General features: G+C 72.7%; 21 protein-coding genes and 1 tRNA gene. 7 read left to right on the top strand and 15 right to left on the bottom strand.

Annotated elements, in window-relative coordinates; translation table 11 throughout:
• From IF20_RS20220 to IF20_RS20190, 7 genes are all read right to left on the bottom strand, one after another.
• The coding region (locus IF20_RS20220; protein ID WP_199896680.1) for an ATP-binding cassette domain-containing protein at positions 1–495 on the bottom strand (495 nt) is incomplete at its 3' end.
• Between the two features lie 16 nt (positions 496–511).
• Complete coding sequence (locus IF20_RS20215; RefSeq protein ID WP_052866636.1) at positions 512–1441, bottom strand: ABC transporter permease; 930 nt, start codon at positions 1439–1441, stop codon at positions 512–514.
• Positions 1442–1528: 87 nt separating this feature from the next.
• Positions 1529–2410: a glycosyltransferase family 2 protein gene (locus IF20_RS20210; protein WP_110944365.1), complete on the bottom strand. Its 882-nt coding sequence runs from the start codon at positions 2408–2410 to the stop codon at positions 1529–1531.
• Between the two features lie 17 nt (positions 2411–2427).
• Positions 2428–3207 (bottom strand): CDP-alcohol phosphatidyltransferase family protein, encoded by a 780-nt coding sequence (locus IF20_RS20205; protein ID WP_110944366.1) that lies wholly within the window; start codon positions 3205–3207, stop codon positions 2428–2430.
• Positions 3185–4249, bottom strand: coding sequence for an iron-containing alcohol dehydrogenase family protein (locus IF20_RS20200; RefSeq protein ID WP_052866633.1), 1065 nt, complete (start codon positions 4247–4249; stop codon positions 3185–3187). Before IF20_RS20200 ends, IF20_RS20205 begins: the two co-directional genes overlap by 23 nt.
• The gene (locus tag IF20_RS20195; protein ID WP_052866632.1) at positions 4237–4974 is read right to left on the bottom strand and encodes a phosphocholine cytidylyltransferase family protein; all 738 of its coding nucleotides are present in this window, start codon (positions 4972–4974) and stop codon (positions 4237–4239) included. The genes IF20_RS20200 and IF20_RS20195 overlap by 13 nt, the downstream gene beginning before the upstream one ends.
• Entirely contained in the window at positions 4971–6761 is a 1791-nt protein-coding gene (locus IF20_RS20190; RefSeq protein WP_052866631.1) for a DUF5941 domain-containing protein, read from the bottom strand. Before IF20_RS20190 ends, IF20_RS20195 begins: the two co-directional genes overlap by 4 nt.
• A gap of 255 nt (positions 6762–7016) precedes the next feature.
• Between IF20_RS20190 and galE the strand changes: the two genes are divergently transcribed.
• A complete protein-coding gene (gene galE, locus IF20_RS20185) occupies positions 7017–8027 on the top strand; it encodes a UDP-glucose 4-epimerase GalE (RefSeq protein WP_052866630.1) in 1011 nt (336 codons plus the stop codon).
• Positions 8028–8152: 125 nt separating this feature from the next.
• Positions 8153–8764, top strand: coding sequence for an isopentenyl-diphosphate Delta-isomerase (gene idi, locus IF20_RS20180; RefSeq protein ID WP_052866668.1), 612 nt, complete (start codon positions 8153–8155; stop codon positions 8762–8764).
• Here idi and IF20_RS20175 read toward each other — a convergent pair.
• The 3 genes from IF20_RS20175 to IF20_RS20165 form a co-directional block, all read right to left on the bottom strand.
• Positions 8739–9236 carry an ATP-binding protein gene (locus IF20_RS20175; RefSeq protein WP_052866629.1) on the bottom strand — a complete coding sequence of 166 codons (498 nt, stop codon included), beginning with the start codon at positions 9234–9236 and terminating at the stop codon, positions 8739–8741. The genes idi and IF20_RS20175 overlap by 26 nt on opposite strands.
• A 276-nt stretch (positions 9237–9512) precedes the next feature.
• A tRNA-Met gene (locus IF20_RS20170) sits at positions 9513–9586 on the bottom strand.
• Positions 9587–9650: 64 nt separating this feature from the next.
• On the bottom strand, positions 9651–11303 hold the full coding sequence (locus IF20_RS20165; protein ID WP_052866628.1) for an ABC-F family ATP-binding cassette domain-containing protein: 1653 nt from the start codon (positions 11301–11303) through the stop codon (positions 9651–9653).
• A 467-nt stretch (positions 11304–11770) separates the two neighbouring features.
• On the opposite strand from IF20_RS20165, the gene IF20_RS20160 reads away from it, so the two are divergent.
• Positions 11771–12520 carry an enoyl-CoA hydratase/isomerase family protein gene (locus IF20_RS20160; RefSeq protein ID WP_052866627.1) on the top strand — a complete coding sequence of 250 codons (750 nt, stop codon included), beginning with the start codon at positions 11771–11773 and terminating at the stop codon, positions 12518–12520.
• A 25-nt stretch (positions 12521–12545) separates the two neighbouring features.
• Here the strand turns inward: IF20_RS20160 and IF20_RS20155 are convergent, their stop codons facing one another.
• The 3 genes from IF20_RS20155 to IF20_RS20145 form a co-directional block, all read right to left on the bottom strand.
• Positions 12546–13337 (bottom strand): maleylpyruvate isomerase family mycothiol-dependent enzyme, encoded by a 792-nt coding sequence (locus IF20_RS20155; RefSeq protein ID WP_052866626.1) that lies wholly within the window; start codon positions 13335–13337, stop codon positions 12546–12548.
• A 125-nt stretch (positions 13338–13462) separates the two neighbouring features.
• The gene (locus IF20_RS20150; RefSeq protein ID WP_052866625.1) at positions 13463–14119 is read right to left on the bottom strand and encodes a DJ-1/PfpI family protein; all 657 of its coding nucleotides are present in this window, start codon (positions 14117–14119) and stop codon (positions 13463–13465) included.
• An 84-nt stretch (positions 14120–14203) separates the two neighbouring features.
• Entirely contained in the window at positions 14204–15187 is a 984-nt protein-coding gene (locus IF20_RS20145; RefSeq protein ID WP_052866624.1) for a GlxA family transcriptional regulator, read from the bottom strand.
• Between the two features lie 130 nt (positions 15188–15317).
• Between IF20_RS20145 and IF20_RS20140 the strand changes: the two genes are divergently transcribed.
• Both IF20_RS20140 and IF20_RS20135 read left to right on the top strand, forming a co-directional pair.
• Positions 15318–16205 carry an SCO6745 family protein gene (locus IF20_RS20140; RefSeq protein ID WP_052866623.1) on the top strand — a complete coding sequence of 296 codons (888 nt, stop codon included), beginning with the start codon at positions 15318–15320 and terminating at the stop codon, positions 16203–16205.
• A 190-nt stretch (positions 16206–16395) separates the two neighbouring features.
• Positions 16396–18849, top strand: coding sequence for a Tex family protein (locus tag IF20_RS20135; RefSeq protein ID WP_052866667.1), 2454 nt, complete (start codon positions 16396–16398; stop codon positions 18847–18849).
• Between the two features lie 97 nt (positions 18850–18946).
• On the opposite strand, the gene IF20_RS20130 is transcribed toward IF20_RS20135, so the two are convergent.
• The gene (locus tag IF20_RS20130) at positions 18947–19462 is read right to left on the bottom strand and encodes a MarR family winged helix-turn-helix transcriptional regulator (protein WP_052866622.1); all 516 of its coding nucleotides are present in this window, start codon (positions 19460–19462) and stop codon (positions 18947–18949) included.
• 154 nt (positions 19463–19616) lie between these two features.
• Here IF20_RS20130 and IF20_RS20125 point away from each other — a divergent pair, with 154 nt between their 5' ends.
• On the top strand, positions 19617–20384 hold the full coding sequence (locus IF20_RS20125) for an SDR family NAD(P)-dependent oxidoreductase (protein WP_052866621.1): 768 nt from the start codon (positions 19617–19619) through the stop codon (positions 20382–20384).
• A gap of 141 nt (positions 20385–20525) precedes the next feature.
• Here the strand turns inward: IF20_RS20125 and IF20_RS20120 are convergent, their stop codons facing one another.
• Positions 20526–22712, bottom strand: a complete 2187-nt coding sequence (locus tag IF20_RS20120) for an FUSC family protein (protein ID WP_052866620.1) — start codon at positions 22710–22712, stop codon at positions 20526–20528.
• 190 nt (positions 22713–22902) lie between these two features.
• Between IF20_RS20120 and IF20_RS20115 the strand changes: the two genes are divergently transcribed.
• Complete coding sequence (locus tag IF20_RS20115) at positions 22903–23853, top strand: FAD-dependent oxidoreductase (protein ID WP_052866619.1); 951 nt, start codon at positions 22903–22905, stop codon at positions 23851–23853.
• Positions 23854–23908: the final 55 nt, after the last annotated feature.

Raw genomic sequence — 23908 nt, 5'->3', positions numbered from 1 at the left:
CGGCAGGCTGATGAAGTCGCCCTTCTCGTTGATCCCGGAGAAGTCGACGATCTGCTGATAGCGCTCGCGCACCTGGTCCCGCGACATGCCCATGGCCAGGCCGCCCAGGATGACGTTGCGCTCGCCGGTCAGGTCGTTCATCAGCGCCGCGTTCACCCCCAGCAGCGAGGGCTGGCCGTGGGTGTAGACATGACCGCGCTCGGCCGGCAGCAGCCCCGCCACCGCCTTGAGCAGGGTGGACTTGCCCGAGCCGTTAGTGCCGATCAGGCCGATGGACTCGCCCCGGTAGGCGGTGAAGGTCACGCCCTTGACCGCGTGCACCTCACGCACGCCCGTGGAGGGCTTGCGGCGGACGATGCGGTTCAGCGCCGCGGTGGCACTGCCCCGCCCCGCGCCGGTGCCGTAAACCCGGTACACGATGTGCAGGTCATCGGCGATCACGGTGGGAACGCGCTCCTCGGCCGCCGCAGCCTCCTCCACCGTCGGCTGCTCCAGATCGGTGCTCTGCTGCTCAGCCACGGCCGTACCGCTCCTCCGCCTTCCAGAAGTACACGAAACCCACCAGGCCCATCACGACCGCCCAGCCCAGCGCCAACGCCCACACGTGCGTCGGGAGCTGCTTGTACGTGAACGAATCGATCAGGGCGAACCGCACCAGGTCGATGTAGACCGCGGCCGGATTCACCTCCAGCAGGAAGTGCACGAAGCCCGGGATGTGCTTGCTCTTCATGATGTGATCGATGCTGTACATCACGCCGGAGGCGTACATCCACGTCCGCAGGATGAACGGCATCAACTGGGCCAGGTCCGGGGTCTTGCTGCCCAGCCGCGCCATGATCATGGCCAGCCCGGTGTTGAAGACGAACTGCAGGCACAGCGCCGGGATCGCCAGCAGCCACGACCAGTACGGGGTCTGCCCGAACGCCAGCAGGATGACGACCAGTACGCCCATGGAGAACAGCAGCTGCTTGAGCTGCATCAGGCAGAACGAGATCGGCAGGCAGGCGCGCGGGAAGTGCAGCGCCCGGACCAGGCCGAGGTTGCCCGAGATGGCCCGCGTCCCCGCCAGCACCGAGCTCTGCGTGAACGTGAAGATGAAGACGCCCGTGACCAGGAACGGCACGAAGTCCGGCACGCCCCGGCTGGTGCCGAGCAGCAGGCCGAAGATCAAGTAGTAGACCAGCGCGTTCAACAGCGGCGTGGCCACCTGCCACACCTGGCCCAGCTTGGCCTGGCTGTACTGGGCGGTCAGCTTGGCGCTGGAGAACGCCGAGATGAAGTGGCGCCGCTGCCACAGCTGACGCACGTACGCCGGCAGGCTCGGCCGGGCGCCGCTCTGCGTCAGCCCGTACTTCTGGGCCAGCTGCACCGGCGTGAGCCCACCCTCGGGGGCCCGCTGGGCATTCATGGCGACCGCACTGTCGTGCCTGGTCTCGCTCACAGTTGACACTCTCGTCCTCAAGGTGCGCTGCCCGGAGTGAGGTGAGTACCCCGGGAGGCGCCGGATGCTGCTCTCGACCCGAGCTTGTCAGATGACCGGGGGCCGGCCCAGTCGGGTCAGTCGCCACACGGTACGCCACTTCATGGGACGCCTGGGGCCGCACGGCTTGGTCCAGCCCTCCCGGAAGCCGCCCAGCCAGGCCCGCAGCCCCGGCAGCGAGGGACGCCGCGCGAGCGTCAGCAGCAGCCAGACCCCGAGGTAGACCGGAACCAGCAGGGCAGGCAGGTTCCGGCGCGCCAGCCACACCCGATTGCGCGCCACCATCCGGTGGTACACGGCGTGCCGGGTGGGGGCCATGGTCGGGTGCAGCAGGACCATGTCCGCGCGGTAGTCGATCATCCAGCCCGCGTCCAGGGCCCGCCAGGCGAGGTCGGTCTCCTCGTGCGCGTAGAAGAAGTCGTCGGGCAACCCGCCGACCTCGTCGAAGACCTTCGTGCGGACCGCGTTGGCGCCGCCGAGGAAGGTCGTGACGCGGGAGGAGCGCAGCGGGTCGGACGCGCGCAGCCGCGGTACGTGGCGGCGCTGGGTCTCCCCGGTGTCCGGATCCGCGATACGGAAGCTGACGATCCCCAGCTTCGGGTCGCGGGCGAACGCCTCGCGGCACAGCTCCGCGGTGTCCATGTTCGCGAGCAGGCCGTCGTCGTCGAGGAAGAGCAGGACGTCCTTCTCCGACCCGCCGGGGCCGAACGCCTCGATTCCGACGTTCCGGCCCGCCGGGATGCCGACGTTCTCCGGCAGCTCCACGGTCCGTAGGGCCAGTCCGGAAACAGCAAGCTCCGGCAGCGGCGAGCCGTTGCCGACGACCACGACCTCGATCGCGTCGCCGTGCTGCTTGGCGACGGAGTCGAGGAGCGCACGCAGCTCGTCGGGGCGGTTGCCCATCGTGAGGACGACCGCGCCGAGCTTCAGGTTCTGAGAGTTCTGAGTCATTTGAGCCTGCTGGAAACCAGGATGGACACGAGGTGGAGCAGGGTCTGCACGAGCGCGATGCCGGCCAGGACCGCGACGCCGAGCCGCGAGAAGAACAGGTCTCCGCGGATCGTGTCGAGAATGGCCAGGACCAGGATCAGCAGGGACGCCTCGATGCCCAGGATGAGCCGGTGGAACTTCAGCGCTGCCGCCGCCTTGCGGGCCAGCGCCATGCCGGACGAGCGCGGCTCGGACGCCGCCTCCTTGACCGGCGGCTTCCCGGCCTGATGGCGGGCGACGCCGACGAGGTCGGTCTCCGACTTGATCAGGATCGCGCCGAGCGCCGCGAGGGTGCCGAGGAAGGCCCACAGCCAGTCGATCCGCCCGGCGCCCCACAGGTCGGCGGCGCGCAGGCCGAAGCCGACCAGCACGGCGGCGTCGCACAGGTAGGCGGCGACCCGGTCCAGGTAGACCCCGGACATCGAGTACTGCTTCTTCCAGCGGGCGACCTCGCCGTCGACGCAGTCGAGCAGCAGGTACATCTGCACCATGACCACGCCGAGCACGGCCCCCCACAGCCCCGGCACCAGGAGCGCCGGCGCTGCGAGGACGCCGAAGACGGTCATCAGGTAGGTCAGCTGGTTGGGCGTGACCCGGGTGTTCACCAGGTGCCGGTCGATGCGCAGCGAAATCTCGCGCATGTACAGGCGGCCGCCCCAGTGCTCACCGCTCCGCCGGTCCTTCACCCCTTCCGGGTGAACGACCGGCCGGAGTTCAGCTACCGATGGTTTTGGCATAGTCGGCGTATGCGTCCCTGATCTGGTCGGTGTTCAGATTGAGGTGCTCGAGGATCGTGTACCGGCCCGGCCGGGTCGTCGGGGCGTACTCCACGACCTGGACGAACTCGTCCACGGAGAAGCCGATCTCCGCCGGCAGGACGGGCAGCCCGTGCCGGCGCAGGACCTCCGCCATGAAAGCGGACTCCTCCTTCGCCCCGCGCAGGTGCATCGCGAAGGCCGCGCCCAGGCCGCACTGTTCGCCGTGGCTGGCGGCGCGCTTGGGGAAGAGCAGGTCGAACGCGTGGTTGATCTCGTGACAGGCGCCGGACGCCGGCCGGGAGTCGCCCGACACGGACATCGCGATGCCGGTGAGGACCAGCCCCTCGGCGAGTACCTGCAGGAAGCCGTCGTCGCCGACGCCGCCGGGGTGGCGCAGAACGGCCTCGCCGGCCTGGCGCGCCATGGCGGCCGCGAGACCGTCGATGTCCTCGCCGCGCTCGCGCGCCGCGAGCTCCCAGTCGCGGATCGCGGAGATGTTGGACAGCGCGTCGCCGATGCCGGAGCGGACGAAGCGGACCGGGGCCTCGCGGATCACGTCGAGGTCGATGACCACGGCTATCGGGTTCGGCACGCCGTACGAGCCGCGGCCCGCGTCGTTGTCGAGGGTCGCGACGGGCGAGCAGAGGCCGTCGTGCGACAGGTTCGTCGCGACGGCGACCAGCGGCAGGCCCACGCGCGCAGCGGCGAACTTGGCGCAGTCGATGATCTTGCCGCCGCCGAGGCCCACGACCGCGTCGTAGCGCCCCTTCTTCTTCATGGCGTCGGCGAGCTTGATGGCGTCGTCGAGCGTGCCGCCCCCCACCTCGAACCACTCGGCGCTGGGCAGCGCCGGCGCGAGCCGCTCACGCAGCACCGCGCCGGAGCCACCGCTGATGGCGATGGCGAGCTTGCCTGACGACGAGATCCGCTGGTCGGCGAGGACACCGGCCAGGTCGTCGAGCGCCCCCGGCCGGATGTCGACGACGACTGGCGAGGGGATGAGCCTCGTCAGTACTGGCATGCGATCTCACGGCCCTTCGCGAGGTCGTCGTGGTTGTCGATCTCGACCCACTTGACGTCGCCGATGGGCGCCACGTCGATCCGGAAGCCGCGGTTCACGAGCTCCTGGTAGCCGTGCTCGTAGAACTGCTGCGGGTCCGCCTCGAAGACGGTCTTGAGCGCGTCGGCCAGCTCGTCGGCGGCCTCGCCCTCGATGAGGGTCACGCCGATGTACTCGCCGGTCGCCTCGGCCGGGTCCATCAGCTTGGTGATCTTCGTCATGCCCTTGTCGGGGTCGACGACGACCTTCATCTCCTCGTCGGCCAGGTCCTTGACCGTGTCCAGCGCGAGGATGATCTTCTTGCCGTCGCCGCGCGCGGCGAGCAGGGTCTTCTCGACGGAGACCGGGTGCACGGTGTCGCCGTTGGCGAGGATCACGTCGTGCTTGATCGCGTCACGACCGCACCAGAGGGAGTAGGCGTTGTTCCACTCCTCGGCCTTGTCGTTGTCGATCAGCGTGAGCTTGAGGCCGTACTTCTGCTCCAGGGCCTCCTTGCGCTCGTACACGGCCTCCTTGCGGTAGCCGACGATGATCCCGACCTCGGTCAGGCCGATCTCGGCGAAGTTGCCGAGCGTGAGGTCGAGGATGGTCGTGTCGCCGTCGACCGGCACCAGGGCCTTGGGGAGGGTGTCGGTGTAGGGACGCAGACGCCGTCCGGCGCCGGCCGCCAGCACGAGGCCGATCATGCGGGTTCTCCTTCGTCGTGTACGGCGGGTGCATGGGAGGACACCCAGAAGCGGATGCTCTCGGTGAGCACCAGCAGCGCCAGGGCCCCCGCAAGGACCGTCAGCGCGATTGTGAAACCTGAGGTGGGCAGTGCGGCCGCGGCGAGCGCGACCACGAGGGCGCGGCCCTCGTGTCCGCCGGTCGCCCGCACCAGAGCGCGCGGAGGCGCGCCGCTGCCGCCGCGGATGCGGTACACCGTGTCGTAGTGATGGTAGGCGACCGCGGCCACCAGCCCGAATGCCGCCGGCAACGCTCCGTTCACCTCGGAACGGGCCGCAATCACCAGAATCGCGACGTATTCGCCGACACGGAAGAGCGGCGGCACGAGCCAGTCCAGCGCGCCCTTGAGAGGGCGGGCGACGGCAAGTCCGGAGAGTACGGCGTAGATCAGCGCGGCGACGCAGACCCAGGGGCTGCCCCAGCCGGCGAACGCGGCGGTGGCGATCATCACAGCGGCGCCGACGGCGGCGATCACGGGCGCGGCGAAGCCGGGGAGCTTGCGGGCCACGCCCCGGAAGGCGGCCGCGAAGCCCTCGGCGAGCGGTCCGGAGTCGGCAAGGTCGGCGAGCGCCTGTGCGGCCCGGTCGGTCCGGCGCGCGCGCCGGGTCAGCGAGCGCAGTACGCGGCCCGCGGTGGTGTAGCAGGCGGCCAGCGCGCAGCCGATGAGCAGCACCCAGAAGACGATGCGGGGCGTGGCGCAGGCCGTGAGGACCGCGATCAGGGCCCAGCGCTCGCCGATCGGCAGCACGATCATGCGGCGGGCCCACACGGTCCAGCCGACGCTGTCGAGCTTGTCGGAGAGCGCCGCGGTCGGGCTGGTGTTGGCGGTGGCGTCGTGGTTCGCCTCGTTGAAGGAGAAGTCCACGACGTGCCGGACCGTCTGCAGCACCATGGCGCCGAGCGCGAGGGCCCATACATCGTCATGGCCGCCGCCACGAGATGCGCCGAGCGCCAGGCCCGCGTAGTACGCGTACTCCTTGGCGCGGTCGAACGTCGCGTCGAGCCAGGCGCCCATCGTCGAGTACTGCAGGGAGTAGCGGGCGAGCTGCCCGTCGGTGCAGTCCAGGACGAAGGAGAAGAGGAGGAGCAGGCCGGCGGCGATGAAGCCGAGGCGGTCGCCGGTGGCCGCGCAGCCCGCCGCGATCAGCGCGGTGAGCAGCGACGCGGTGGTGACCTGGTTCGGGGTGAGACCACGCCGCGCGCACCAGCGGGCGATGTACCGGGAGTACGGGCTGATGCAGTACGTGGTGAAGAAACCGTCGCGCGACTTCACGGCGGTCCGCAGGCGTACGGCCTCGTCGTCCACGGCGCTCACGGCGGCCCGCGCCTCGTGGCGCTGCTGTGCGCCGGAGGGGACGGAGGCGACCAGCGAGCCGAGCTCGGGTCGGTGCACCGATACGCCCTCGGCGTCCAGCGCGTCGGCGACGGCGTCCGGAAGCCCGTCGGCGGCGTCCGCCGTGGCGAGCGCGCGGGAGAGCGCGGTGCGCGCCTCGGGCTGCGCGGTCAGTGCGCCGGTGACGGCCGCGGCCGGGAAGCGGGGGTCGGTCAGGGCCAGGCGGAGGCTGTGCAGGTGGCCGACGAACCTGGCGTCGACCAGCGCGACCCGGCGGCCCGCGGGGACCTCCGCCAGCAGCCGGGCCGCATCGGCGGCGTCAACGGCGCTGCGGACATCGAAGCCCAGCTCGCGCAGGTCGCCTTCGAGCGGCGACCCGGCGACCGGCGCACCGGTGAGGATTGCGGTCGACAGACGAATTCACTCCCTGAATGCTGGCAAGGCCGCCGGCCGGTCCGCATTCGGTACGAACTACCCGGGCAGCAGTCGTGGCACACCTCGGGCCCCGGAGGGGTCGGTGGCACGTCGGCAGAGGTTAGCGGATCGCCGGATGCGGCCGTTCACCACGCATTCACCGCCCGGTGGCCGACCGGCGGTGGCGTCTGCCGCGATCATCATGGTCGATCTTGCCGTCGATGAACAACTGCGGCCCTGGTTAGGGTGCCGGTTATGACATGGCTGATCACAGGTGGGACGGGTTATATCGGCGCGCATGTGGCGAGGGCCATGGTGGCGGCGGGCGAGCGGGTCGTCGTGCTCGACGACGTCTCCAGCGGATTCCCCGAGCGGCTGCCCGCCGGGGTGCCTCTGGTGCGCGCTTCGGTACAGGACCGTGACGTGGTGGACGCCACGCTCGCGGAGCACGGCGTGACCGGCGTCATCCACCTCGCCGCGAAGAAGCAGGTCGGTGAGTCGGTGGAGCAGCCGCTGACGTATTACAGGGAGAACGTGCACGGGCTGACCGTGCTGCTGGAGGCGGTGGCCGCGGCCGGCGTGCGCCGCTTCGTCCTCTCCTCGTCGGCGGCGGTGTACGGCATGCCGGACGTCGACCTCGTCACCGAGGACACGCCGTGCGTGCCGATGAACCCCTACGGCGAGACCAAGCTCGCCGGCGAGTGGCTGGTGCGTGCCACGGGGCGGGCGCACGGCATCTCCACGGCGTGCCTGCGCTACTTCAACGTGGCGGGCGCCGCGGCGCCGGAGCTGGCGGACGTCGGGGTCTTCAACATCATTCCGATGATGTTCGAGAAGGTCACCGCGGGCGAACCGCCGCTGATCTTCGGCGACGACTACGACACCCCCGACGGCACCTGCGTCCGGGACTACATCCACGTCGAGGACCTGGCCGACGCGCACCTCGCCGCGGCGCGGTGGCTCACGGCCCAGGACGGTTCCCGGGACCTCACGCTCAACGTCGGGACCGGTCAGGGCGTCTCCGTACGGGAAATGGCCGACCTGGTGCTCGGGGTCAGCGGCCGCCGTGACCTGACGCCCGTCGTCGAGCCGCGGCGGGCCGGTGACCCGGCGCGGGTGGTCGCCTCGTGCGAGCGGGCGACCCGGGAGCTGGGCTGGCGCGCCCGGCACGGCATCGACGCGATGGTCGGCTCGGCCTGGGAGGGCTGGTGCCGGCGCCATCCGGAGGCCCGAGGGGTCGCTGGGGAGGGCGCACGGTCGGCTTGAGACGGCGCATAACGATTGCTACGCGCCGCCTGTTCTGCCACGCCGCACACGGTGCGCCACTGTGCCACTGATACGGGCGCTACTAGGGCAGACTGAACATCGAGGACCGACCGAGAAGGATGGGCATGCCGATCACACCTGCCAACGGACAGACCGCAGGAACCGCGGCGATGGCCGCGCCGGACACGGCCGCGGAGCCGATCATGCTGGAGCTGGTGGACGAGGACGGTAGAACGATCGGTACGGCGGAGAAGCTCGCCGCCCATCAGGACCCCGGGCAGCTGCACCGCGCGTTCTCCGTCTTCCTCTTCGACGAGCAGGGCCGACTGCTGCTGCAGCGCCGGGCGCTGGGGAAGTACCACTCCCCCGGGGTGTGGTCCAACACCGCCTGCGGCCATCCGTATCCGGGCGAGAAGCCGTTCGCGGCGGCGGCCCGGCGCACCGCCGAGGAGCTGGGTGTCGCCCCGTCGCTCCTCGGTGAGGCCGGCACGGTGCGCTACAACCACCCGGACCCGGAGTCCGGGCTGGTCGAGCAGGAGTACAACCACCTCTTCGTGGGCCTGGTCCGGGACACCCCGGAGCCGGACCCCGAGGAGGTCGGCGAGTACGCCTTCGTGACGCCGGACGACCTGGTCCGGCGTCACGCCGAGGCCCCCTTCTCGGTGTGGTTCATGACCGTCCTGGACGCGGCGCGTCCGGCGATCCGTGAGCTCACAGGGACGACGGCGGGCTGGTAGGCGTCGGCACCTGGGCGAGCGGCAGTTCGGCCCATACGACCTTGCCGCCGCTCGCCGTGTGCTCCACCCCGCACTTCCCGCCGGCCTCGGCAGTCAGCATCTTGATCAGCCAGAGGCCACGGCCGCCGAGGTCTTCCTCGTCGGCCTCCATCGCCTTGGGGCGGTACGGGTGGTTGTCCTCGACGGCGATCCGTACCCAGTCCGCGCCGACCGCCAGCTCGACGACGATCTGCGGGGAGAGCAGGGCTGCGTGCTGCACCGCATTGGTGACCAGCTCGGAAGTGATCAGCAGCAGGCCGTCCACGATGTCGGGCCCCGCGGGCACGTGCTGGTCGCCGAGCAGATCCCGTACCGCGTGCCGCGCCTGTGGCACCGAGGCCTCCAGTGCCGGAGCGGTGAACCTCCAGACACCTGCGTACGCGAGCGGGGCCGTCAGCTCCTCGGGGGGTTCTGCTGGGGGTCCGGAAGGCATCCTCACCCTTCGAGTGTTGGGAATCCCACCGTCCGGACTGGTCTGCTGACAAAAAGTCAGCACCTATCGACAGCTTCTGAACGCTTTTCTGCGCGTCGATCATCCGGGAGATCGACTCTGACCCTTTTGTTCTCGTTTGAAGAACTGCCAGGAAGGGACGCGTTTCTCCCGCTTCGCCCCGCACCGGCCGGAGCCTCGCCTCCGGACACCGGTCGCGCGCACGCCGAAGGCCCCTTCCTGTGAGGAAGGGGCCTTCGGCACGCACTGTTGCGTCAGTAGCGGAGACAGGATTTGAACCTGCGACCTCTGGGTTATGAGCCCAGCGAGCTACCGAGCTGCTCCACCCCGCGTCGGTGAACACCACCTTACGGGTTCCGCCCTGCAGGGCCAAATCCATTACCGGCCGCCCGGCGGTCAGCGCTCCGCGACCCGGCCGTCCGCGACCTCGATCCGCCGCGTGGTGTGCACCGCCTCCAGCAGCCGCCGGTCGTGGCTGACCAGCAGCAGCGTGCCGTTGTACGACGCGAGCGCGGACTCCAGCTGCTCGATCGCCGGCAGGTCGAGGTGGTTGGTCGGCTCGTCCAGGACGAGGAGGTTCACGCCGCGGCCCTGCAGGAGGGCGAGCGCCGCCCGGGTCCGCTCCCCCGGCGACAGCGTGGCCACCGGCCGCAGGACGTGGCCGGCCTTCAGCCCGAACTTGGCCAGCAGCGTCCGCACGTCCGCCGGCGCCATCTCGGGGACGGAGCGCCGGAACGCGTCCACGAGCGGTTCGCCGGCCGCGTCCGGGTGCTGGAAGAGCTGGCCACGGGCCTGCTCGATCTCCCCGACCACCACGCCGGGCCCCAGGTACGCCTCGCCCTCGTCCAGCGGGAGCCGGCCGAGCAGCGCGCCGAGGAGGGTGGACTTGCCGGAGCCGTTCGGGCCGGTGATCGCGACCCGGTCCGCCCAGTCGATCTGCAGGTCCACCGGGCCGAAGCGGAAGTCCCCGCGGGCCAGCCGTGCGCCGCGCAGCGTGGCGACCACGGCGCCGGAGCGCGGCGCCGCCGCGATCTCCATGCGCAGCTCCCACTCCTTGCGCGGCTCCTCGACGACGTCCAGCCGCTCGATCATGCGCTGCGTCTGCTTGGCCTTGGCGGCCTGCTTCTCGGTGGCCTCCACCCGGCCCTTACGGCCGATCTTGTCGTTGTCGGGGGCCTTCCGGCGGGCGTTCTTGACGCCCTTCTCCATCCAGTTGCGCTGGAGGTGGGCGCGCGCTTCGAGGGACGCCTTGGTCTCGGCGTACTCCTCGTACTCCTCGCGCGCGTGCCGCCGGGCCCGCTCGCGCTCCTCCAGATACGCCCCGTACCCGCCGCCGTAGGTGTTCACCTGCTGCTGCGCGAGGTCCAGCTCCACGACCCGGTCGACGGTCCGGGTCAGGAACTCGCGGTCGTGGCTGACCAGCACGGTCCCGGCCCGCAGCCCGGTCACGAACCGCTCCAGCCGCTCCAGGCCGTCCAGGTCCAGGTCGTTGGTCGGCTCGTCCAGCAGAAAAACGTCGTACCGGGAGAGGAGCAGGGACGCGAGCGAGGCGCGGGCCGCCTGGCCGCCCGAGAGGGAGGTCATCAACTGGTCGAGGCCGACCGCCAGGCCCAGTTGGGCCGCGGTCTCCTCGGCCCGTTCGTCCAGGTCGGCGGCGCCGAGTGCGAGCCAGCGCTCCAGGGCGACGGCGTACGCGTCGTCGGCGCCCGGCTTCTCCTCGACCAGCGCCTGGGTGGCCTCGTCCAGGGCGAGCTGCGCGGCGGCGACGCCGGTGCGGCGGGCGAGGAAGGCGCGGACCGACTCCCCGGCCCGGCGCTCGGGCTCCTGCGGGAGGTGACCGACGGTGGCGGTGACAGGGCTCAGCCGCAGCTCACCTTCCTGCGGGGTGTCCAGGCCGGCGAACAGCCGGAGCAGCGTGGACTTCCCCGCGCCGTTGGCACCGACCAGCCCGATCACTTCACCCGGCGCGACGACGAGGTCGAGCCCGGAGAACAGGGTCCGGTCGCCGTGCCCGGCGGCGAGCTTCTTGGCGACGAGAGTGGCAGACATCAGACGCTGATCGTAGCCGCGCCGCTACCGAACAGGCGCGCCATTTCCTGCCGCCCGACGCCGGCGGGGCCGCGGCCCGACACACGCGGACCCGAGCGGCCGCACCCCGGCGACGGTCCCGGCGCGGAAGCCGGGAAGCGCGCGGCTCCGGAGTCCCGGCACGGGAACCACAAAGCGCGCGGCTCCGGAGTCCCGGCACGGGAACCGCAAAGCGCGCCGCTCCACAGTCCCGGCGCGGGAACCGCAAAGCGCGCGGCTCCGGAGTCCCGACGCGGGAACCGCAAAACGCGCCGCTCCCCAATCCCGGCACGGGAACCGCAAAACGCGCCGCTCCCCAACCCCGGCACGAAAGCCGGAAGGCGCGCCGCTCCGCAGGTCCGGCGTGCGGGACCGCCCCGCCCCGTAACGCTGTGATCGCGGTCTCTCCCACGGGACGCGGGGCGGGGGTCGGCTCTACGATCCGCAGCATGAACCCAGGGCTCAGCACGCGTGTCAGCGGCGGCACCGCGACCGTCACGATCAGCAATCCCGCCAAGCGGAACGCCATGACGGCCGACATGTGGCGGGCGGTGCCGGAGCTGGTGGAGCGGCTGGCCGCGGACCGGTCCGTGCGCGTACTGGTGCTGACCGGCGAGGGCAGCACCTTCTGCGCGGGGGCCGACATCGGGTCGCTGCGCGAGTCGGGGGACGAGAACCGCGGGCTCGCGCTGGCCGCCGAGGAGGCGCTCGCGGCCTTCCCCAAGCCTTCGCTGGCCGCGGTCCGCGGCCACTGCGTGGGCGGCGGCAGCCAGCTCGCGGCCGCCTGTGACCTGCGGTTCGCCGAGGAGGGTGCGCTCTTCGGCATCACCCCGGCGAAGCTGGGGATCGTCTACCCGGCCGCCTCCACCGAGCGGCTCGTCCGGCTCGTGGGCCCGGCGACCGCCAAGTACCTCCTCTTCTCAGGGGAGTTGATCGACTGCGCGCGGGCGCTGCGGTCCGGGCTGGTGGACGAGGTGCTCCCGGAGGGTGAGCTGGACAAGCGGGTCGCGGACTTCTCGGCGCTCCTGGCGAGCCGGTCGCAGCTGACCCAGGCGGCGGCGAAGGAGTTCGCCGACGGGCCGGCGGACGCCGGGCGGAGCGCGTACTGGGAGGCGCAGGCGCGCGGCAGCGGCGACACGGCGGAGGGCGTCGCCGCCTTCCTGGAGCGCCGGGCGCCGCGCTTCGAGTGGACGGTGTGAGCCGGGCTCCTGCCGGCGGGGGGACTCATCCGAAGGCGACCCGCTCCTGCCAGAAGTCCAGCAGCTTCGCGTCGCCGATGACCTCGACGGTGCCGTCGTGCGGGGAGCGCCGCCGGTAGAGCGTCAGCAGCAGTTCGACGAGCGGCCCGCGCACGGCGACCGCGGCCTTCTCGTGTGCCCGGCGCCAGGTGATGCCGTCGCCGGTGAGGTCGACCACCCATTCCGCCGCCGCCTCGGGAGCGGTGTTCGTGGCGTGGAAGTGCAGCGTGCGGCCGGGGCCGAGCAGCTCGCGCAGCTCGGGGTGGTGGTCGAACATCATCGGCAGCGAGCCGAGCGACAGCCACTCGTCGACCGCGTCCAGCGCCACCTCCTCGTCGAGGTCGTACGGCACGCCGAGGGCGAGCGCGGCGTCGGCGCGGTGCAGCGCCGTCTCGTGCGCGAAGCGGCGGGCGTAGAACGCGGTCCGCTCCCCCGGGACCGGGGTCCACAGCTCCGCGTCCGGCCCGGCCTCCCGGAGCGCGTCGGCGAGCTCCCCGGCCCCCTCGGCGAGCCAGCCGTCGAGGATGGCCGGGTCCTCACCCACGTACGGCGAGAGGTCGCGGAAGTGGCCCTCGGGCAGCGGCTCCGTCACCCGGCCGCGTACCGTCTCCGCCGCCCACCGCTGGGCACCGCCCAGGTGCCGCAGGAGCTGGTTGACGGTCCAGCCGGGGCAGGACGGGACCGGGACCGACAGGTCGGCACCCTGGATGTGGGAACGCAACAGGTCGGTCTGCGCGACGATTTCGCCGCAGTGCCGGTCGAACGTCATCCGAGTCATGGCAGCACCGTAACCGGCACCACTGACAACTCCGCTGACCTGCGGCGGGAGGGGTGTTGACCCGCCACGGGGCAAGAGTTGACCCGCGGCGGGGCGAGAGTTGACGCGCGGCGGGGGCGCGGTGGTCAGTTCGCCGGGCCGTCGGAGCCCTTGAGCACCAGCCGACTCCTGCCGCGCAGCGCCTCGACGATTCCGACCGGGGCCTTCTCCGGGGAGCCGCTGTCGTACGGCGGCTGCGGGTCGTACTCGATGGCCAGCTGCACGGTCTGCGCGAGTTCGTCGCCCTGGAGCCGGCCCAGCAGGGTCAGGCCCATGTCGATGCCCGAGGAGACGCCGGCCGCCGTGACGTACTTGCCGTCGAAGACGACCCGCTCCCCCGTGGGCGCGGCGCCGTACTCCTTGAGCTGGTCCAGCGCGAGCCAGTGGGAGGTGGCGCGGCGCCCCTCCAACAACCCGGCGGCGGCCAGCAGCAGCGAGCCCGTGCACACGGAGGTGGTCCAGGTGGTGGCGGTGTCGACGGCGCGCAGCCATTCGAGGAGCGGGCCGTCGGCCATCAGGTCGCTCTGCCCGGGGCCGCCGGGCACGACCAGGATGTCGGGCGCGGTGACCTCTTCCAGGGTGGCGTCGGCGACCATCGCGAGGCCGTGGCTGTCGTTGCGTACGGGGCCCGTGCGCTGGCCCACGAAGACCGTCTCCGCGCCGGGCAGCCGTCCGAGCGTGTCGTACGGCCCGATGGCGTCCAGGGCGGTGAAGCGGTCGTAGAGGAGGATCGCGATCTGCATGAGGTGCCCCTTCGTCAACGTTCGTCAGCGTTCGGCAGCGGTCATCAGCGTTCGTCGGCGGTCATCAGCGTTCGGTAGCGTTCGTCAGCGTGCGGCCGACGGCTGAGGGGCCGTCGGGTGGTGCGGGCGGTACCGGCGGCGGTACTCCGCCGGGCCGGTGCCGAGGGCGCGCAGGAAGGCGCGGCGCATGGCTTCGGGGGTGCCGTATCCGCAGCGGCGTGCGACGCGTCCGACGCCGTCCGTGGTGTCCTCCAAGAGTCGGCGCGCCGCCTCCAGCCGCACTCTGTCGACATAACGACCTGGCGTCATGCCGACTTCGTCACGGAACGCCCGCGCGAAGTGGCGTGGTGAGAGCCCCGAGCGGGACGCGAGCGCTTCGACGGACAGGTCGGCGGCCGGGTGCTCGGTGATCCAGTGCTGCACCTCGCGCAGCGGCGGGCGTTCCGCGGTCTGCGCGGCGAGCTGGGCGCTGAACTGGGTCTGGCTGCCGGGGCGGCGCAGGAAGACGACGAGATGGCGGGCGACGGTCAGCGCGACGTCCCGCCCGTGGTCCTCCTCCACGAGAGCCAGCGCCAGGTCGATGCCCGCGGTGACGCCGGCCGAGGTGGCCAGGTCGCCGTCCCGGATGAAGATCGGCTCAGGATCGACGTGGACGCCCGGGAAGCGGCCGGCCAGCGCGTCGCACATCGCCCAGTGCGTGGTGGCGCGGCGCCCCTCCAGCAGGCCCGCTGCGGCCAGCAGGAAGGCGCCCGTGCAGACCGAGACCTTGCGGCCGGCCCGCGGCGCATGAGTGCGCAGCCAGTCGACGAGCCGCGGGTCGGGCTCCCTCGTGCCCTGCCCGCCGGGCACCAGGAGGGTGTCCGGCGGCGCCGCTTCGGGGAGCGCCAGGTCCGGCGTGATGCGCAGGCCGCTGGAGGTGCGTACGGGGGCGCCGTCGAGCGTGGCGGTACGGACCCGGTAAGCGCCGGGCACACAGTGGCCGGCGCCCGTGAAGACCTCCAGGGGGCCGGTGACGTCCAGGCTCTGGAGATCGTCGTAGAGGACGACCAGTACGTCGTGCGGTGGCATGGCCCCATCGTGGATGCGGCGCGGAGTGGCGGCAATGACGACTTTCCCACCTTTCCTGCCACGGCGGTCGGCGCGGTCCTCCGCCCGCCCCGGCCTACCGGGCATACCGACGGGTCGGTAACGTGCTGCCATGACCACCACGGCTTCCCAGAACGGCTCCGCGCTGCCCGACCGCGCCGGGCGACGCTGTCACAACGTGATCAACCCGCTGCACTCCACGGTGTACTTCTCCCCGGACTTCCCGACCGAGATGGCGAAGCTCGGCATCGAGGACCGCAGCGCCGCCTACTTCCTCGGCCGGGCCGCCGCGATGGGCCCGGTGGGCCCCGGCGTCGTCGCCGCGACGTTCTACAACTTCAAGTACGAGCTGATCGCCCGGCACCTCCCGGAGGCCTGGTCGGTCGTCACGCCGCAGCAGGTGCTCGACGCCCGGCTGCGCGCCGCCGACAGCACGCTGCGCCGGCTGCTGGGCGACGAGCTCGTGGAGTCCGCCGAGATGGCCGAGGCGGCCCGGCTCGCGCTGCGCGCCACCGAGGCCTGCTCCCGACACGCCCGGCCGCTGTACGCCGCGCACGCCGACCTCCCGGTGCCCGAGGCGCCGCACCTGGCGTACTGGCACGCCGCGACGCTGCTGCGCGAGCACCGCGGCGACGGCCACCTCATCGCGCTCGCCGACGCCGGCCTGGGCCCCCTTGAGGCGCTCGCCTCGCACACCGCCAGCGGCCGCGGCATGAGCACCAAGTGGATCCTGGCGACCCGCGGCTGGTCGGCCGAGGAGTGGGAGGGCGCGCGCGACGCGCTGCGCGACCGCGGCATCCTGGACGCCGAGTACGGCCTGACGGAGGCCGGTACGCAGCTCCGCGCCGACCTGGAGGACGCCACCGACCGCCTGGACGCGGCTCCGTACGAGAGCCTCGGTGCGGCGGACGTGGCCCGGCTGACCGAGCTGGCCACGACGTTCACCACCACCGCGGTCGGCAACGGGGCGTTCCCCGCCGACCTGTTCGGCCAGGGCTGAGCCGGCCTTCGGGGCGGGCCGCCGGCCGTCCGGCGGCCCGCCCTGGTGCCGTGCCTCTTGTCACACCTGTGGCCACCTGCCCGGGTCACGCGACAGGCCGGACCGCGACCCTGCACAATGCAGGCTCAAGCACAGCGCGAGAAGGCAGGTCGGGAGCATCGTGACGGCAACCACCGAGTCCACCGGGCCCATCCAGTCCCCGGGGGCTCCCGGGGCCCTGGGGTCCATCGAGAGCAGGATCGCCGAGGAGCTCGGCGTCAAGGAGCGGCAGGTGAAGGCCGCGGTCGAACTGCTCGACGGCGGCTCGACCGTGCCGTTCATCGCCCGGTACCGCAAGGAAGCGACCGAGATGCTCGACGACGCGCAGCTGCGCGCGTTGGAGGAGCGGCTGCGCTACCTGCGGGAGCTGGAGGAGCGCCGGACGGCGGTCCTGGAGTCCGTACGGTCCCAGGGGAAGCTGGACGCGGCGCTGGAGGCACAGATCCGGGGCGCGGAGTCCAAGGCCCGCCTGGAGGACATCTACCTGCCGTTCAAGCCGAAGCGGCGTACGAAGGCCCAGATCGCCCGTGAGGCGGGGCTGGAGCCGCTCGCGGACGGTCTCCTGAGCGACCCGTCCGTGGAGCCGCAGGCGGCCGCCGCCGCGTTCGTGGACGCCGACAAGGGCGTGGCCGATCCGGCAGCCGCCCTTGAAGGCGCGCGGGCCATCCTCACCGAACGGTTCAGCGAGGACGCCGACCTCATCGGCGAGCTGCGCGAGCGGATGTGGACCCGCGGCCAGGTCGCCTCGAAGGTCCGCGAGGGTAAAGGCGACAGCAAAGAGGGGCCGGGCGCGAAGTTCGCCGACTACTTCGACTTCGCCGAGCCGTTCACGGAGCTGCCCTCGCACCGCGTCCTGGCCCTGTTCCGCGGCGAGAAGGAGGAGGTCCTCGACCTCGCGCTGGAGCCGGAGACGGAGCCCTCCGAGGGCCGGACGTCGTACGAGCAGTCCATCGCCCACCGCTTCGGGATCGCCGACCGCGGCCGTCCGGCCGACGGCTGGCTGCTGGACACCGTGCGCTGGGCGTGGCGGACCCGTGTCCTGGTGCACCTCGGCATCGACCTGCGGCTGCGGCTGCGGCAGGCCGCCGAGGACGAGGCGGTACGGGTCTTCGCGTCCAACCTTCGCGATCTGCTGCTGGCCGCGCCGGCCGGCACCCGCGCCACGATGGGCCTGGACCCCGGCTTCCGTACGGGCGTGAAGGTGGCCGTCGTGGACGCGACCGGCAAGGTGGCCGCCACGGACACGATCTACCCGCACGTGCCGCAACAGAAGTGGGACGCCGCGCTGGCCACTCTGGCGAAGCTGGCGCGCGAGCACGATGTGGAGCTCATCGCGATCGGCAACGGCACGGCCTCTCGTGAGACGGACAAGCTGGCCGCCGATCTGATCGCCGCGCAGCCGGAGTTGAAGCTGACGAAGGTGATGGTCTCCGAGGCGGGCGCCTCGGTGTACTCCGCCTCCGCCTTCGCCTCCCAGGAGCTGCCGGACCTGGACGTCTCCCTGCGGGGCGCGGTGTCCATCGCACGCCGCCTCCAGGACCCGCTGGCCGAACTGGTCAAGATCGACCCGAAGTCGATCGGTGTCGGCCAGTACCAGCACGACCTGTCCGAGGTGAAGCTCTCGCGCTCCCTGGACGCGGTCGTCGAGGACTGCGTGAACGGCGTCGGCGTGGACGTCAACACCGCGTCCGCGCCGCTGCTCTCCCGCGTCTCCGGCATCGGTTCGGGGCTGGCCGAGAACATCGTGGCGCACCGCGACTCCAACGGCCCGTTCCGTACCCGCAAGGCGCTCAAGGACGTGGCGCGGCTGGGCCCGAAGGCGTACGAGCAGTGCGCGGGCTTCCTCCGGATCCGCGGCGGTGACGACCCGCTGGATGCCTCCAGCGTGCACCCGGAGGCCTACCCCGTGGTGCGGCGGATCGTCACTGCGGCGGGCAGCGACGTGCCCTCGCTGATCGGCAACACCGCCGTGCTGCGCACCCTGAAGCCGGCCGACTTCGTGGACGACTCCTTCGGTCTGCCGACCGTCACGGACATCCTGAGCGAGCTGGAGAAGCCGGGACGGGACCCGCGGCCGGAGTTCAAGACGGCGACCTTCAAGGAGGGCGTCGAGAAGATCGGCGACCTGCAGCCCGGGATGCTCCTGGAGGGCGTCGTCACGAACGTCGCCGCCTTCGGTGCCTTCGTGGACATCGGCGTGCACCAGGACGGACTCGTGCACGTCTCGGCGATGTCGAAGACGTTCGTCAAGGACCCGCGTGACGTGGTGAAGCCGGGTGACATCGTGCGCGTGAAGGTGCTCGACGTCGACATCCCGCGCAAGCGGATCTCGCTGACGCTGCGGCTGGACGACGACCACAGCGCGGCCTCCGGGCAGGGCGGCCAGGGCGGCTCCGGCGGCCGTGGCGGGCGCCGCGAGGAGCGCGGCGGCGAACGGCGCGCCGGCACGCCGCGGCAGCGGCAGGGCGGCGGCCAGGGCCGCCGGGACGGCGGCAACGGCCGCGGCGGACGCGGCGGCGGTCGGGACGCGGCCCCCGCGAACGGTGCGATGGCCGACGCGCTGCGCCGCGCGGGCCTGCTCGGCAAGGACGGCGGCGGGCGATAGCCCGTAGACCCGGTCGGCGGGCGATAAGCCCATACACCGGGTGGCGGGTGGCCCGGCCTGAGCGCCGCCGCCACCCGCCGCCGTCCGGGGCCCTGCGTCAGTCCTCGCCGACGTGCGTCAGGCGGTCGTCGCCGAGGCGGTGCTGGACGTCCGCGAGGAGGGCGCGGAGCAGGGCGGTCAGCTCGGCCTGCTTCTCGGGGGCGAGCCCGTCGAGGAGCTCGGCCTCCCGGTGCAGCACCTGGTCCACGGTCGCCTCGACGACCTCGTGCCCCGTCGCGGTCAGCGTGACCTCCACGGTGCGCGGCCGGCCCTGCGCGGGCCCACGGGACACCAGGTTCTCCCGTTCGGCACGGGCCACCCGCTGGGAGACGGCGCCGGCCGTGATCATGCTGCGGCGGCCGATCTCTCGGGTGCTGAGGGTGTAGGGCGGCCCGCTCCGCCGCAACACGCTGAGCAGGTCCAGAGTGGCGGTGTCCACGCCGGCGCGGGCGAGCGTGCGGCGACGGTCGTCGCCGAACAGCTTGGCCAGCTGCCAGATGCTCGTGACGATCCCGATCGACGAGACGGGCGTGCCCGGACGCTCGCGCTCCCACGCGGCGGCGATGTCGCGCACGGGGTCGGACGGAACCCTGCCCTCTCCTTGTCGACCGGCCTCCCCCTGCCGACCGTCCTCGTCCTGCGGCCCGTTCTCCCTTGCCACGGCTCCCCTCTCCCCTGCTACGTTTAGCTCTAAATTTAGACCTGAATGGATGTGAGGGGTTCAGCTTATGACACGCAACGTCCTGGTCACCGGCGGCGGCACGGGCATCGGCTACGCCATCGCGCGGCACTTCGCCGAGCAGGGGGAAGCGGTGGTCGTCACCGGCCGGCGCGCCGGGCCGCTCAAGGAGGCGGCGGACCGTATCGGCGCCCGCACCGTGGTCTGCGACCACACCGACCCCGAAGCGCTCACCCGGCTGCTCGCCGAGCTGCCCGGCAGCGTCGACGTGCTGGTCAACAACGCGGGCGGGAACACCGACTTCGATACGGACACGGCATCGGACGTGACGTCGGACGCGGCATCGGACGCGGCATCGGACGCGGCACCGGACCTGGCGTCGTACGCCCACGACTTCCGTGCCAACCTCGACGCGAACCTGGTCAGCGCAGCGCTGACGACGAAGGCCCTGGAGGGACGGCTCGCCGAAGGCGGTGCGGTCGTGCACATCGGGTCGATCGCCGCCGCCCGGGGAGGCGGTTCGTACGGTGCGGCGAAGGCCGGCCTCTCGACGTGGAACATCGACCTGGCCCGCACCCTGGGGGCGCGCGGGATCACCGCCAACGTGGTCGCGCCCGGCTACATCGCCGACACCGAGTTCTTCCGGGACCGGCTCACCGATGAGCGGCGTACCCAGTTGGTGACGGAGACCGCCGTCGACCGGCCCGGCTCCCCCGAGGACGTGGCGGGCGCCGTGGCGTTCCTGGCCTCCCCGGCGGCGCGGCACATCACAGGCCAGGTCCTGCACGTGAACGGCGGCGCGCTCCCCACCCGATGAGACGACGAGCGCCGCGCCCCCGTACGCCAGGGACGCGCGGCGCCTTCGTGTGCCTGAGGCGCGCGGCGCCCCGTACGCCTCGGATCGCCCCCGAAGAAGCTCGGTGCCTTCGTACGCCTCAGGCCGCCCCCGCGTACCGTCTCAGACCGCCCCCGCGTACCCCCGCATTCGTTCCAGTTCGGCTGCGACGTCGCTGAGCGTGGCGCAGTCCGGTGCCGACTCCAGCGTGGGCGGGGGCAGCAGTCGGGGGCGGTGCCGGCGCGGGGCGTCCAGCGCCCCCGCCATCTCCGTCAGCACCGCGCACAGCCGCCGCGCGTCCTCCTCGCTGGGCCGCTGCGCGCCCTGGTCCAGTCGGACGGCGGCGGCGGTCGTCGCGTCCACGATGCGTTCGGCGGCCTTGACGACGGTCGGCCAGTCGGGGGCGCCGGTCCGGCGCGCCAGCAGTTCGGCCGCCGCCATCTCGGCGGCCGTACGGGCCTCTCCCAGCGCCTGGTAGGCGGCCCGGCGGAGCGCCAGCCGCTCCCCCGTGTCCGCGCCGGGCCCGGTGGCGAGCACCTGGCGCAGGTACGCCTCCGTGCAGCGCAGCGCGGCGCCCACTCGTGGCCCTACTCGGCGGCGCGGGTCGGCCAGCCGCGGCAGGTGGCCGACGACGACCACGATGAGACAGGCGATCGCGGTGTCGACGATTCGCTCGGGTGCCGCCTCCGGCGCGCCGCTGACGTGCACGAACGACAGCACCATCAGCGTGATGGCGACGGTCTGCAGAGCGAAGTGCCGGGTCGCGAACGGCAGCAGCGCGCCGCCCGCGGTCGCCATCACCACCGGCCACCACGCGCCGGGCAGGGCCGGCCCGGCGAGCGCGAAGACCAGCACGCCGCAGGCGGTACCGGCGAACCGGTTGACCGTACGCGAGAACAGCGGCCCGAGGTCCGGCTTCACGAGGAACGTGGCGGTGGCGGGCAGCCAGTACCAGTGCTCGGCGCGCAAGAAGAGCGCCGTGGCGGCGCAGGCCGCGATGCAGAGGCCGACCCGCAGCCCGTAGTCGCGTCCGGCCGGCCCGAACACGCGGCGGCCGGGTCCGCGGCGCCAGGCGAACACGCCCGCGACGCCGCGCAGGACGGAAGCCCAGCGCCCGGTGTCGAAGGCCGCGCGCGACCCGAAGGAGGACCAGGCCCCACTGCCCTGGGATGCGGCGGGAGCACCGCTGTCCCCAGGTGCGGCGGGAGCACCGCTGCCCCGGGGTGCGGCGGGTTCACCCGTGCCCTTGGGTGCGGTCGGGTCGCCGGCGGCGCCGGCCACCTCCTCCGGGGTCGCGCCGGGCCCCCCGAGGGCCGGGCGCAGCCCACGGAGGAGCCGCTCGTCGGTCGCCCCCGTGGCGGCCCCGCCGCTCGGTGGCAGCGTGCGGGCGAAGACCACCGCGGCGTCCAGCAGCGCCCGGTCGAAGGCGCTGCGGGCAGGCGTGGAGGTCTCGGGCGCCGGCAGCCGGCCGGGCGGCCGTCCGGTCCGCAGGGCGGCGGCGAGGGCGCGCGGCCCGTCGGCGATGCGTGCGGGCAGCGGCTGTGCCTCCCAGAGCAACGCGACGCTCGCCTCGCACAGTGCCGTGGCGGCGGCGAAGCGTTCGATGAGCCGCCGCTCGTCCGCGCGGGGCCTGCGGCGCAGCAGCCGGCGCAGCCGCATGGCCTCGTCCGCCCGGTCCAGGGCCGTGGTGAGCCGGCGCCTGGCCGGTTCGGCGCCCGGCGTGCCGACGGCGGTCAGCGCCTCGGCGAGCGCGTCGAAGACCGTGGCGACGGCCGCGCGCTCGCCGCTGAGCGAGCCGCCCGCCGGCCGGGGCGTGCGCAGCACCAGCCGCAGCAGGAGCAGCCAGCCCGCCCCGACCAGCGTCAGCAGGCTCTTCTGCCACGGTTCCAGGTGCGGCAGCGGCATGCCGGCACCGAGGATCGCAGCGGCCAGCATCTGCATGCCGGCGGTGGAGCGCACGGGCCCGGCGACGCTGCCGGCGCCGGAGACGAACCCGATGCCGAAGAGGGCGAGCACCAGCCACCAACCGACGCCCGACAGCGAGGCGCCGGCGAACATGCCCAGCGCGACGGCGAGCGCGGGGAGTCCGATGTGCAGCACGCCCTTGCGGCGGGTGCCGGGCCGGTCGTTGACGCCCGCGAGCATCGAGCCCAGGCCGGCGAGCACACCCGCGGCCGGGTGGCCGGTGGCGACGCCGGCGCCCAGCAGCGGCCCGGCGCACAACGCCCCCCTGACCACCGCCGGCCACGGGACGGGCAGCCGCTGCCAGCGGAACGGATGGGCGAGCCAGACGGGTACGGCGCGGGGCATGAGCCTCCTCGGGTCGGCTGCGTACGGATGCGGTAGAGGTCCTCGCTGCGTACGAGTACGGACGGTCCGTGGGGCGTCGTCGGCCGACGGTGTGCTGCTACCAGCCTAAGTGCCCGCATTGTCCAGGTCGCTGCCGACAGGTCAACGCAAGATCACAAAACGGTGGAGGGACTCCGGATACGGTCCTCGCATGACGAACGATGTGATCGTGATCGGAGCCGGAGTCACCGGGCTGACCTGCGCCGTCCGCCTCGCCGAGGCGGGCCGGACGGTACGCGTGCTCAGCCGGGACCCGGCGGTGGGTACGACGTCCTCGGTGGCGGGCGGGCTCTGCTGGCCGTACCGCATCCTCCCGGAGGCGGCAGCGGTCCAGTGGTCGGTGCGCGGCTACGAGGCCCTGTCCGAGCTGGCCGGCACGGACGGCACCGGCGTACGGATGGCGACGGGCACGATGGCGGCGGCGACGGTGCCCGACCGCTGGCGGGAGGCCGTACCGGGGCTGCGCGCCGCGCGCCCGGAGGAGCTGCCCGCCGGCATACCCGAGGGCCTGCGGGCCCGCACTCCTCTGGTGGCGATGGACGCACACCTTCAGTACCTGGAGCGGCGGCTGGCCGCAGCGGGCGGCACCGTGGAGCGGCGTCCCGCCGACTCCCTCGATGACCTCGCGCAGGAGGCCGGCGCGGTGGTGAACTGCTCGGGCCTGGGCGCCCGGGAGCTGGTGCCCGACCCGGAGGTGCGCCCCGTGCAGGGCCAATTGGTGATCGTCGAGAACCCGGGCGTCGAGGAGTGGTTCGTCGACGCCGACGGGCACGCGGACACCACGACGTACGTGCTGCCGCAGCCGTACGGGGTCGTGCTGGGCGGCACGGCGGTCGAGGGCGCGTGGTCCACCACGCCCGACCCGGCGGTCGCCGAGGCGATCGTGGCGCGCTGCGCCCGCGTCCATCCGGCGCTCGCCGAGGCGCGGGTACTCGCGCACCGGGTGGGGCTGCGCCCGGCCCGGCCCGCGGTGCGCCTGGAGGCCGAGCGGCTGCCGGGCGGCGGGCTGTGCGTGCACAACTACGGGCACGGCGGTGCGGGCGTCACCGTGGCGTGGGGCTGCGCGGACGAGGTGCTGCGGCTGCTGGACGCAGCATCCTGAACGGCCCCGGACGCGCCGGAGCGGAGGGCCGCGGCGGCCCTCCGCTCCGGTGACA

The sequence above is a fragment of the Streptomyces niger genome, assembly GCF_000718305.1.
GTDB lineage: Bacteria > Actinomycetota > Actinomycetes > Streptomycetales > Streptomycetaceae > Streptomyces > Streptomyces niger.
This window is presented reverse-complemented; position numbering and strand designations above follow the sequence as displayed.